This window comes from Ameyamaea chiangmaiensis (assembly GCF_013376175.1).
GTDB lineage: Bacteria > Pseudomonadota > Alphaproteobacteria > Acetobacterales > Acetobacteraceae > Ameyamaea > Ameyamaea chiangmaiensis.
In genome coordinates, this window is sequence record NZ_JABXXR010000091.1 from 1 (window position 1) to 11,503 (window position 11,503).

Consider the following 11,503-nt stretch of genomic DNA (forward strand, 5'->3'; position numbering starts at 1 on the left):
CCGGTGGCGGCGCCACGGACAGCGGAGGCACGGGGCCGGTCGTCATGGTCACGCCGTCGGCCCGCCACAGAACGTGCCCGTCGCGATCCTGCACGTCGTCGATGACCGACGGCGTCACCAGACGACCGCCATTAGCAATCGTCGCATAGGCACCGGCCTCGCGCAGGACGGTCGTCTCGACCGCCCCGAGTGCCGCGGGCAACACATGCGGCATCTGGTCGACCAGCTTGAGGCGTATCGCCATATCGGCGACGCTCTTCATCCCCAGATGCGCCGCCAGCCGAATGGTGACGAGATTGCGCGACTCCCGTAGCGCATCGTGCAGGCTGGTCGGCCCCCAGAAGTCCATCTCGTAATTGTTGGGATGCCAGTCTCCATAGGACACAGGCGAATCGTCGAACTTCTGCGACGGCGATATCCCCTGCTCCATCGCCGTCAGATAGACGAACGGCTTGAACGACGATCCCGGCTGGCGCAACGCTTGGGTCGCGCGATTGAACTGCGAGGCATCGAACGACCAGCCACCGACCATCGCCCGGACACGCCCGGTATGAACATCCAGGGTCACAAGGGCCCCTTCGACATGCGGCACCTGGCGGATCATCACGCGGCCGCCGTTCGCCTCGGGCTCGACCAGAACGACGTCGCCCGCCACCAGCGGGTGGAACGTACGCATCCAGCCGACGTCGCGCCCTTCCAGTTGCCCGGTGTGCGTCTCGCCGCTCATTGGCTCGATCCAGCCGACCTGTCCCGTCGCGGGCGTCAGGACGACCGCCATGCGCCAGCTGTCCAGCATGCCCGGCGTCGGCTTGAGCGCATGCAGGGCGGTGCTCCAGTCGTCGCCTGCCGCGATTCCACGCCCGCGTCCCGCCGTCAGACCGCCGACATGCGCGACCGCGCCGCGCCAGCCGCCATGCGCGCGGTCGTACTGCATCAGTCCGTCACGCAGGGCCGCCGTCGCGGTCTGCTGAAGCTTCGAATCGAAGCTTGTGTGCACATACAGGCCGCCCTGCATGGTCTGGGTCAGGCCGTAACGCTCCACCAGCTGACGGCGCACCTCACTGGCGAACCACTCCGATCCCGGTGCGGGGCCGGGTCGGCGGAACGTCTTGGGCAGCAGAGGCTCCGCTTCGGCCGCACGCGCTTCGTCCGGTGTGATGAAATGCAGCGCCGCCATGCTTTCGAGTACCGTGTCGCGGCGGTCGCGCGCGGCCTGGGGAAAGCGATACGGGTTGTAGTTGGTGGGTGATTTCGGCAGGGCTGCCAGAAAGGCGGCCTCCGCGTTATCGAGCTGATCCAGCGGCTTGTTGAAATAGGTCTGGGCGGCCGCGCCCACACCGTAGGCGCCCTCGCCGAGATAGATCTCGTTGAGATAGATCTCCAGGATCTTGTCCTTGGACAACGTCTGCTCGATCCGCATCGCCAGCAGCGCCTCCTTGGCCTTGCGGCTCAGAGACAGGCTGTTCGACCCCAGAAGCATGATACGCGCGACCTGCTGCGTGATGGTCGACGCACCAAGCGGGCGACGGCCTTTGGGCATGAACAGGTCCGTCAGCCCGGCGCGGACGATGGCGGCAGGGTCGACACCGGCGTGCGAATAGAACTTGTGGTCCTCGGTCGCGATGATCGCGTTCTTCACCCGGTCCGGAATCGCGCTGGCCGGCACGAAGATGCGGCGTTCGGCCGCCAGTTCCGCCACCGTCTGGTCATCGGCCCCGTAGATGCGGCTCATGACCGGAGGCTGATACTGGCGCAAGCTGCCGACCGTCGGCAGGTCGGAGACCAGCTGCCCGTATTTGTGCCACGTGACGGTCCCGGCGACGAAGGTCACCAGGATCGTGCTCGCCCCCAGGATCGCCGCGGCCCGGCGTACCTTGCGAAAACGCGGCGACAGCAGGGGCCCGCGACCACCCGATGTCGAACGGCGCGTCAAGGGTGCGCGGCCGGATGCGCGATAACCATCATCAGCGGGCGGCATGGAGCACGATCAGGGCGAGGGCTTTCATGCGGCCCTCCATACCACCGAGGCGAGGCCGCGTCGCCCCCCGCGCGCACATCGTGCAATTTCGCACAATCGCCCCACGGGCGCCGTTATTTTGCCTCAACGCGCGGAGGCCTGTGTCCAGGCTTCCCGCCCCAGCCGATCGAGTTCGGCGAAGTCGGCGTCACTGATGGCGACACTCGCGGCGCGGGTGTTGTCGTCGAGATGATCCGGGCTGCCCGTTCCGGGGATCGGCAGCATGACGGGTGAACGCCGGAGCAGCCACGCCAGCGCCACCTGCCCCGGCGACGCGTCCTGCGCGCTCGCGATCCGGGTCAACGCGTTGTCACCCCGCGCGAGGCCGCCCGCCGCCAGAGGCGCCCACGGGATGAAGCCGATCGCTTTACCCGCGCAGTGGTCCAGCACGTCCTCGGACTTTCGATCGATGAGGTTGAAGCGGTTCTGCACGGTCGTGACGGGAAAGAACTCCTCCGCCCGTTCAATATCCGCGACCGAGACTTCGGACAGGCCGACATGACGGATCAACCCTTCCTCGCGCATCTTCGCGATGACCTCGAACTGCTGCTCCGCCGGGCAGTCGGCCCCGATCCGGTGCAACTGCCACAGGTCGATCCTGTCCAGCCTGAGCCGCCGGAGGCTCATCAGAACGCATTGGCGCAGGTAGTCGGGATTGCCGATGGGCCGCCAGATATCGGGGCCATGGCGCGTATGGCCGCCTTTGGTGGCGATGATCGTCGGACCGTAGGGATAGAGCGCCTCGCGAATCAGGTCTTCGCTGACGAACGGGCCATAGCTGTCGGCCGTATCGATGAAATCGATCCCGAGATCGCGGGTGCGGCGCAGGGTGCGAAGAGCGGCGTCGCGGTCGGCAGGCTCGCCCCAGATCCCCTTGCCCGTGATGCGCATCGCACCGAAGCCGAGCCTGACGACCTCCAGATCGCCGCCGATGCGAAATGTTCCCGCGGCGCGGGCATCGGGTAAGGACATGTGTCATCTCCTGTCTTGGGGCTTACATCGTGGCGGTCGCGTCGCCGCGACGCCTGTTCATACGTCCCGGGTCCGGTCCTGTTGCATCCGCACGGACGTGAACCGGCGCTTATCCGAGCATCTGGCCGATCACGCGCGCCGTATAGTCGACGACCGGCACGATGCGTCCGTAGTTGATGCGCGTAGGACCGATGACCCCGATTGCGCCGACGACGCGCTGGGCCTCGTTCCGGGCAGGGGCGAGCATCATCGACAGGCCCGACATCCCGAACAGTCCGCTTTCCGCACCGATAAAAATGCGCACGCCCTCGGACTCCTGCGCCAGTTCCAGAAGACGCAACATGGTCTCCTGTGTTTCGAGCCGATCGAACAGCATCTGGATCGTGGACAGGCGTTCAAGCTCAGTCACGTCGGTCAGCAGCCGTCCCTGCCCCCGGACGAACAGCGTTCCGCTCACCGCGTTGCCGTCCTTCGCCCAGGTGGCCAGCCCGGTCTCGACCACGCCTGCCGCCAGTTGATCCAGTTGCGTGCGATTGGCGGCCATGTCCTCGGCCACACGTTCGCGCAGACGTTCCAGCGTGTCGCCGGACAGCCGCGCATTCAGGTAGTTGGCCGCTTCGATCAGCGCCGCGGGAGGCAGGCCGGGCGGCGTCTCGATCACCCGGTTTTCGACCTGCCCGTCGCTGCCCACGATCACCACCAGAGCGCGCTGCGGGCCGAGGGCGACAAATTCGATATGCTTGATGGCGCCTTCATTCTTCGGCGCGATCACCAGGCCCGCCGCCTGCGACAGCCCTGACAGCATGGACGACGCCTGCGCCATCATGTCCTGCATGGAGCGGCCGCGCACCTCCAGCGAATGGGTGATGGAGGCACGCTCGTCCTCCGACAGGCTGCCGAACTGAAGCATCCCGTCCACGAACAGCCGCAACCCCAGTTCGGTGGGAAGACGCCCGGCGGAGGTGTGCGGCGAAAACAAAAGCCCGGCCGTCGTCAGATCGGCCATCACCGCGCGGATCGTCGCCGACGACATCGGCAGGCGCCGCGACAGGGTCTGGGATCCCACCGGATCGCCGGTCTCGACATACTGTTCGACGACTTCGCGCAGAATGGTCGCGGCCCGGGCGTTGAGATCTTTCGGAAAGGAGGGCCTGCGCGCCAGCATGGCCAGGTCAATTTCCATACCATCCTCCGTCCTGATGAATGCGCGCACCATCCGGCCTGACCGGCCGTTGCCGACCAATGTGGCGCGGCGACGGGGCCGTGACAACGCCCCCGCCGACGCGCTATGCCCCGCTCCACACGCCGCGTGTCCGGACCACATCGTCCGGCGCCCTATCTTTATTGCCAAGGAGAAGCCCATGCGTCCCTCAGGTCGCGCGCTTGACGCCATTCGTACCGTCTCGATCGAGCCGGGCTTTTCACACCATGCGGAAGGGTCCGTCCTCATCCGCATGGGCGGCACCGAGGTCCTGTGCACAGCCAGCGTCGAGGGGCGCGTGCCGCCGTTTCTGCGCGGCCAGGGCAAGGGCTGGGTCACGGCCGAATACGGCATGCTGCCCCGCGCGACCCATACGCGCGGCAGCCGCGAGGCGGCCAAGGGCAAGCAGTCCGGTCGCACGCAGGAAATCCAGCGCCTTATCGGCCGTTCCCTGCGCGCCGTGGTCGACCTCGCCGCGCTGGGCGAGATGACCATCACCCTGGACTGCGACGTGCTGAACGCCGATGGCGGCACGCGATGCGCCTCCATCACCGGTGCATGGGTGGCGCTGTCGCTGGCGGTGCGCAAACTGGTCGAGACGCGCGTCCTCAAGGCGAGCCCGATCACCGGGCAGGTCGCCGCGATTTCCTGCGGACTGACCGAGATGGGCGCCGTCGCCGATCTGGATTACGCGGAGGACAGCACCGCCGAGGCCGATGCGAACTTCATCCTGACCGACGGCGGCGGTATTGTGGAAGTGCAGGCCACGGCGGAGAAAAGCCCCTTCACCGACGAACAGTTCGCCGAACTGATGCGTCTGGCCCGTCTGGGCACCGCGCGTCTCTTCGAGGCACAGCGCGCGGCACTCGGCACGCCATGAGCGGCGCGCGGCGTCTGGTCGTCGGCACGGAACTGGTGCTCGCCAGTCATAACAGGGGCAAGCTCGCCGAGTTCGAGACACTGCTGGCCGGGTCCGGCGTGCGCGTCCTCGGCGCCGCCTCGCTCGCACTGCCAGAGCCGGACGAGACGGCCGACACCTTTGCCGGCAACGCCGCGATCAAGGCTCTGGCCGCGGCCACGGCGACCGGCAAACCCGCACTATCCGACGATTCAGGGTTTTGCGTCGCGGCCCTTGATGGTGCGCCGGGCGTCTATTCCGCCCGTTGGGGCGGTCCCGGGCGCGATTTCGCCATGGCGATGGAACGCGTTCACACCGAAATGGACGTGGCGGCGGATCGATCCGCATGGTTTTCGTGTGTGCTGTGTCTCGCGTGGCCGGACGGACATGTCGACACCTTCGAAGGGCGGGTCGACGGTCAGGTCGTGTGGCCACCGCGCGGCGAGCACGGCCATGGCTATGACCCGATCTTTGTGCCTGCGGGCGACCACCGGACATTCGCGGAGATGGACGGGACGGCAAAAAATGCCGTCAGCCACCGTGGCCGCGCGCTGGCACTGTTTCGCGCGGCCTGTCTGCCGCAGTAAGCCCAGACATCGTCAGAACAGAAAGGGGAGCGTGCGGCACGCTCCCCCTTGCGTCTCAGCGCCCGGTGAGTATCCGGGCCACCAGTTCCTTTACCGTCGGCACGAAGCCGTTGGAATAGAACGGGTCGGCGCCGAAGCGCCACGCATTGGTGCCACCGAACATCAGGTTGTTGTCCATCACCGCTTCGGCCTCGTCGGCGTGTGCATGCGCGACGGCCTGCAGGCTCTTCTGGATGCAGAACGAGCGCGGGTCAGCCTTGTGGCCGTTGGTGTAATCCGGGCCGCGCTGGCTCCAGTTTGAGAACCGACACTCTGACAGGCAGCCCATGCAGGCGACCTGATCCGCCAGAATCTGACGCGCGGCTTCCGGCGTTTCGAACACCAGGGTCGAGTCCGGGGTACGCAACGCCTCGCTGAAGCCCTGGGCCACCCATTGCCGCGCATGGGCCAGATCGGCCTCGGTCATGAACACCTGCCGACCGCGTGCGCCCACCCCGAAACCGGCGGTGTGTTCCCCGACCGGCTCGGCCGAAAACGCGACCTGCCGTTCCGAACGGGCCCGCAGTTCCTGCATGAAATGGTTATTGACCGCCGAGGAATAAAAACCCGTCGGGGAGAAGCGATTGAGATACACATCGCCCTCCTTCAACGTCATCAGTCTGCGCTTCCAGGCCTCCGGAATCGGACTTTCCTTGGTCAGAAGCGGCCGGGTACCAAACTGAAAGACGATCGGCCCGAGATCGGGGTTGTCGATCCAGTCCTCCCACTCCTCCAGCCACCAGACACCGCCTGCCATGATGATCGGCGTATCGCCAAGGCCGAAGGTCCGCATCAGCCGGCGCAAGGCCAGGACGCGCGGCATCGGGTCTTCCGGCTCGAGCGGATTTTCGCCGTTGGACAGGCCGTTATGGCCACCTGCGCGCCAGGGATCCTCATAGACGACGCCGCCCAGAAGATCGGCCGTCTTGGAATAGGCACGCTTCCACAGCGCGCTGAACGCGCGGGCCGACGACACGATTGGATAGTAATGAATGCCGAACCGGGCCGCGATGTCGGACAGGCGATAGGGCATGCCCGCGCCGCAGGTCAGACCATGCACCATGCCTTTGGCCTGTTCCAGAACGCCGGTGATGATGCGCTCGGCGCCCCCCATCTCCCACAGGATATTGGCGTGGACCCGCCCTTGGCCGCCCGCGATCTCGTGCGCCGCATGCACCTGCGCCACGCCACCGCGGATGGCGTAGTCGACCAATTCCTCCTGCCGTTCCCGGCGGGTGCGGCCGTGATAGATCTGGGGCACAGGCTGCCCGTGCTCGTCGTAGCTGTCGGCATTCACGATGGAGACCGTGCCGGCCCCTCCCGCTGCCGCCCAGTGGCCCGACGACACGCCGGTGGACACCGAGACGCCCTTGCCACCCTCGACCAGCGGCAGGACATCCGCCCCACCCATACGGATCGCGTTGATCGACTTCATCCTGATCCTTCGCCTCACAGGCCCGCAGGCTTTTTAAAAAGACATCCCCGCCTGCGCGGGGATGTCCTAGCACGGCGTCACCGGCAAATCCGGTGACATACTATGTTCCGTGCCCCCCGACCCGAACGCCCGGGCCGGAGGCCGCGAGCGGCGTCAGCCTTCGTCGCGGCGGGGACGGCCGGCGGGCTTCGCACCCACGCTATCCGAGATGTCGGCACCGGTTTCCTGATCGACAACCCGCATCGACAATTTAACCTTGCCGCGATCGTCGAAGCCCATCACCTTCACCTTGACGGCATCGCCCTGCTTGACGACGTCCGCCGTGCGGGCAACGCGGGCCTGGGCCAACTCAGAGATGTGCACAAGACCGTCGCGAGCGCCCATGAAGTTCACGAACGCGCCGAAATCGGCGGTCTTGACGACCTTGCCGTTGTAGATCTTGCCCACTTCCGGCTCGGCCACGATCCCGTTGATACGCTCGATCGCGCGCTGGGCCTGATCGTCACTCATCGCGGCGATCGTGATCGTGCCGTCATCGCCGATGTCGATCTTCGCGCCGGAATATTCGACGATCTCACGGATCACCTTGCCGCCCGATCCGATCACGTCGCGGATCTTTTCCTTCGGCACCGAGAGCGTGGTGATCTTCGGCGCCGCCGACGACACGTCCGACCGCCCCTCGCTCAGCGCCTTGGACATCTCGCCCAGGATATGCAGGCGACCTTCGCGGGCCTGCCCAAGGGCGATCTCCATGATCTCCGGCGTGATGGAGGTGATCTTGATGTCCATCTGCAGCGCGGTGATGCCGGCCTCGGTCCCCGCCACCTTGAAGTCCATGTCGCCGAGGTGATCCTCGTCGCCCAGGATGTCGGACAGAACCGCGAAACCGCGATCTTCCTTGATCAGGCCCATCGCGATGCCCGCAACCGGCCGCTTCAGCGGCGCGCCGGCATCCATCAGCGCCAGCGAGGTGCCGCATACGGTCGCCATCGAGGAGGAACCGTTGCTCTCAGTGATCTCGGACACGATGCGCATCGTGTACGGGAAGACGTCCTTGCCCGGCAGCAGCGGGTGGACCGCGCGCCACGCGAGCTTGCCATGGCCGATCTCGCGGCGACCCGGCGAACCCATGCGACCACACTCGCCCACCGAATAGGGCGGGAAGTTGTAGTGCAGCATGAAGTTGGTGCGATATTCGCCTTCGAGCGCGTCGATCACCTGCTCGTCCTGCCCGGTGCCGAGCGTCGCGACGACCAGCGCCTGCGTCTCGCCACGGGTAAACAGCGCCGAGCCGTGCGCACGCGGCAGGATGCCGACTTCGGAGACGATCGGACGGATCGTCTTCAGGTCGCGGCCATCGATACGCAGGCCGGTGTCGAGCACCGCGCCACGCACCACGTCGGCCTCGAGCTCCTTGAGCATCGGCTTGGCGGCGTCGACGTCGGCACCTTCCTCGGCCAGCTTCTCGAGAATCGCGGCCTTGGCGGCGCCGACCTTCTCGTATCGGGCCTGCTTGACCTTTTCCTTGTAGGCCGCGGCGATCGACTTGCGGCCGAGCTTGTCGATCTTCTTACGAAGCGCCAGCTCTTCCTTCGAGGGGCCCGACAGGTCCCACGGCTTCTTCGCCGCGTGCTCGGCCAAGGACACGATCGCGTCGATGACGGCCTGGAACGCCTCATGACCGAAGGTCACGGCACCCAGCATCACCTCTTCGGACAGCTCGCTGGCTTCGGACTCGACCATCAGGACGCCGTCGGACGTGCCCGCCACCACGAGGTCAAGCGCGCTGGTCTTCATCTCGGCGATCGTCGGATTCAGAACGTAGGCGCCGTCCGAATAGCCCACGCGAGCCGCGGCCACCGGGCCGAAGAACGGAATGCCAGACAGCGTCAGCGCTGCCGAGCAGCCGATCAGGGCCACGACCGCCGGGTCGTTTTCCATGTCATGGCTGAGCACGGTCGCGACGACCTGGACCTCGTTGCGGAAGTTGTCGGGAAACAGCGGGCGTATCGGACGATCGATCAGGCGCGAATTCAGGACCTCGGCCTCGGACGGACGACCTTCGCGCTTGAAGAAGCCACCCGGGATCTTGCCCGCGGCATAGGCCTTTTCCTGATAGTTGACCGTCAGCGGGAAGAAATCCTGCCCGGGCTTGACGCTCTTGGCACCAACGGCGGTGCACAGGACGACCGTGTCGCCATAGGTCACGACGACGGCGCCATCGGCCTGGCGGGCGATCTTGCCGGTCTCGAGGATCAGGGGGCGACCGCCCCATTCGATCTCTTTGCGGAAATAATTGAACATCGGATGCTCCTGTCTGGCCACGGAGCCTGCCGGGACGGAGGTCGATGATCGGGGTCATGAAAGACAGCGTTTCGGACGGCATGGAGAAATGACGGCAACCGCCAGAACACCATGTGGCCTGAAACGCCGCGGACCGATCCGGACACCTTCGCCGCAACCAGGTCGCGACCGCTGTTCCTGAAAAGACCGACCCGGTCACCCGGGCCGGATCGGCCGAGGCACATGGCGGGGCCTGCGCCCCGCCGCGTGCATCAGCGACGCAGGCCCAGACGACCGATCAGGGTCTGGTAGCGCTGCTGGTCCTTGCGCTTGAGGTAATCAAGCAGACCGCGACGGTTACCGACCAGCATCAGCAGGCCACGACGCGAATGGAAGTCCTTCGCATGCGTCTTGAGGTGCTCGGTCAGGTTGGTGATGCGCTCGGTCAGCAGGGCGACCTGCACTTCGGGCGATCCCGTGTCGGTGGGGGCGGTCTTGTATTCTTCGATAAGCGCGGTGCGGCGCTCGGCAGTGATCGACATCGTCGTCTCCATTCAGATCAGTTCAAAGCAGACGTTCGGACCGCATCAGACCCTCTCCGAGCCTGCACAGCGCCACAACGCGCCCCCCGCCCATCACACGCACCAGCCCGCCATCGGGATCGCACGCATCTGGGATGGACCCCATCAGGTCGAACAGGCTGATCGCCTGCCCATAGGAAAGGGCCCTGGCCTGTGATTCGGTAACGGCCAGCGCCGGGATGTCGGCCAGCGCGGTCGCCACCGGCAGCAAAAGCTCCGGCGAGGCAGGCGCGTTGTCGTCGGTTGCAAGGATTTTGTCCAGCATAATCGCGTCCGCCTCGGAAAACGGACCGACCCGCAGGCGACGAAGTGCCGCCACGTGCCCGACGGTTCCGCAGGCCAGGGCGATGTCGCGCGCCAGAGCCCGCATATAGACCCCCTTGCCGGACTCGACCTCGAACACCGCCGTATCGGCGTCGGGACGGTCGATCAGTTCGAAACGGTCGACGCGCGCCGGACGCGGGGGCAGGTCAGGCGGACGCCCGTCGCGCGCCATGTCATACGCACGCTCCCCGTTGACCTTGAGGGCCGAATAGACGGGGGGCACCTGCATGATGTTGCCCACGAACGCAGGCAACGCCGCCCGAAACATGTCGTCGGTGGGACGCGCCTCCGAGGTCGCCGTGACCGCGCCCTCCGCGTCGTCGCTGTCCCGGCTCTCGCCGATCCGCAAGGTGAACCGATAGGTCTTGGTGCCGTCCATGACATACGGCACGGTCTTGGTCGCGCGCCCGAACGCGACCGGCAGCAGACCGGTCGCCAGTGGATCGAGCGTGCCGCCGTGGCCGGCCTTCTGCGCGTCGAACGCGCGGCGGACCTTGTTGACCACGTCGGTCGACGTGACATGCGACGGCTTGTCGACAATCAGCCAGCCGTCAAGAGCGCGTCCGCGCCTGCGTCGCATCGGCAACCTCACCATAAAAAAAAGAGACGCGAGGCTTAGCCGAGGGCCCGTCACAGCGCAACGGTCAAGTCCCCGCGCAGACGCCGCCGGCCCAGGCCCGCGCACGCATTCCAGTTCCTTACGCAACAAGGGGTATGGCGTAGCCGCCGATAAAGGGGTTTGATGGCAGGATCATGCCGCCTCCCCCCTCACCTTCTCCTGCCGGTCGTGCGGGCTCCGACGCCGGCGCGCCGCACTGGGACGTCGCCGTACAGGATGGTCGGCCCACCCTTCGGCTGGCGGGGGCCTGGGTCGCGGGCAGTGGGGCTCTTCCCGAACTGCCGCCAGACGCCCTTCACGGTCTTGCGGGCACCAGTCCCGGCGCGGCCCTGTCCTTCGAGACAAGCGGCCTCGGCGCGTGGGACACAAGCCTGATCGCCTTCCTGTGGGACGCGGAACGGATCGCCGCCGCAGACCACCGGTCGCTGGACCTGTCCGGCCTGCCGAAGCCCGCGACCCGCCTGCTGGACCTCCTGCCCGCGTCGATCGAGACCACGCCCCCAGTCAAGGCGCCCCGCCGCGGCCTTCTCGCGCGGCTGGGCGGACT

Annotated in this window: 9 protein-coding genes and 1 pseudogene; 3 read left to right on the forward strand and 7 right to left on the reverse strand. The window is 66.5% G+C overall.

The window, feature by feature from the left end; translation table 11 throughout:
* The 3 genes from HUK82_RS11115 to hrcA form a co-directional block, all read right to left on the reverse strand.
* Positions 1-1,978 (reverse strand): penicillin-binding protein 1A (locus HUK82_RS11115; protein WP_176614019.1); only part of this gene is annotated, 1,978 nt, incomplete at its 3' end.
* Between the two features lie 123 nt (positions 1,979-2,101).
* Positions 2,102-2,989, reverse strand: a complete 888-nt coding sequence (locus HUK82_RS11120; RefSeq protein ID WP_176614020.1) for an aldo/keto reductase — start codon at positions 2,987-2,989, stop codon at positions 2,102-2,104.
* A gap of 109 nt (positions 2,990-3,098) precedes the next feature.
* Positions 3,099-4,172: a heat-inducible transcriptional repressor HrcA gene (hrcA, locus tag HUK82_RS11125; RefSeq protein WP_176614021.1), complete on the reverse strand. Its 1,074-nt coding sequence runs from the start codon at positions 4,170-4,172 to the stop codon at positions 3,099-3,101.
* Between the two features lie 178 nt (positions 4,173-4,350).
* On the opposite strand from hrcA, the gene rph reads away from it, so the two are divergent.
* Positions 4,351-5,070: a ribonuclease PH gene (rph, locus tag HUK82_RS11130; protein WP_176614022.1), complete on the forward strand. Its 720-nt coding sequence runs from the start codon at positions 4,351-4,353 to the stop codon at positions 5,068-5,070.
* Positions 5,067-5,675, forward strand: a complete 609-nt coding sequence (rdgB, locus tag HUK82_RS11135; protein WP_176614023.1) for an RdgB/HAM1 family non-canonical purine NTP pyrophosphatase — start codon at positions 5,067-5,069, stop codon at positions 5,673-5,675. Before rph ends, rdgB begins: the two co-directional genes overlap by 4 nt.
* Before the next feature lie 55 nt (positions 5,676-5,730).
* Here rdgB and HUK82_RS11140 read toward each other — a convergent pair whose 3' ends face one another.
* The 4 genes from HUK82_RS11140 to truB all read right to left on the reverse strand — a co-directional run bounded on the left by HUK82_RS11140 (position 5,731) and on the right by truB (position 10,917).
* A complete protein-coding gene (locus HUK82_RS11140; protein ID WP_176614024.1) occupies positions 5,731-7,149 on the reverse strand; it encodes an NAD(P)H-dependent flavin oxidoreductase in 1,419 nt (472 codons plus the stop codon).
* A 153-nt stretch (positions 7,150-7,302) separates the two neighbouring features.
* A complete protein-coding gene (pnp, locus tag HUK82_RS11145) occupies positions 7,303-9,453 on the reverse strand; it encodes a polyribonucleotide nucleotidyltransferase (protein WP_176614025.1) in 2,151 nt (716 codons plus the stop codon).
* Between the two features lie 251 nt (positions 9,454-9,704).
* Entirely contained in the window at positions 9,705-9,974 is a 270-nt protein-coding gene (rpsO, locus tag HUK82_RS11150; protein ID WP_176614026.1) for a 30S ribosomal protein S15, read from the reverse strand.
* 22 nt (positions 9,975-9,996) lie between these two features.
* Positions 9,997-10,917, reverse strand: coding sequence for a tRNA pseudouridine(55) synthase TruB (gene truB, locus HUK82_RS11155; protein WP_176614027.1), 921 nt, complete (start codon positions 10,915-10,917; stop codon positions 9,997-9,999).
* Positions 10,918-11,090: 173 nt separating this feature from the next.
* Between truB and HUK82_RS11160 the strand changes: the two are divergent.
* Positions 11,091-11,503 (forward strand): annotated as a pseudogene (locus HUK82_RS11160) (hypothetical protein); the annotation flags it as partial.

What these genes read in the sequence shown, in the direction of transcription:
- HUK82_RS11120 (WP_176614020.1), bottom strand. Translation starts at nt 2,989, where the DNA reads ATGTCCTTACCCGATGCCCGCGCCGCGGGAACATTTCGCATCGGCGGC.
- hrcA (WP_176614021.1), bottom strand. Translation starts at nt 4,172, where the DNA reads ATGGAAATTGACCTGGCCATGCTGGCGCGCAGGCCCTCCTTTCCGAAA.
- rph (WP_176614022.1), top strand. Translation starts at nt 4,351, where the DNA reads ATGCGTCCCTCAGGTCGCGCGCTTGACGCCATTCGTACCGTCTCGATC.
- rdgB (WP_176614023.1), top strand. Translation starts at nt 5,067, where the DNA reads ATGAGCGGCGCGCGGCGTCTGGTCGTCGGCACGGAACTGGTGCTCGCC.
- HUK82_RS11140 (WP_176614024.1), bottom strand. Translation starts at nt 7,149, where the DNA reads ATGAAGTCGATCAACGCGATCCGTATGGGTGGGGCGGATGTCCTGCCG.
- pnp (WP_176614025.1), bottom strand. Translation starts at nt 9,453, where the DNA reads ATGTTCAATTATTTCCGCAAAGAGATCGAATGGGGCGGTCGCCCCCTG.
- rpsO (WP_176614026.1), bottom strand. Translation starts at nt 9,974, where the DNA reads ATGTCGATCACTGCCGAGCGCCGCACCGCGCTTATCGAAGAATACAAG.
- truB (WP_176614027.1), bottom strand. Translation starts at nt 10,917, where the DNA reads ATGCGACGCAGGCGCGGACGCGCTCTTGACGGCTGGCTGATTGTCGAC.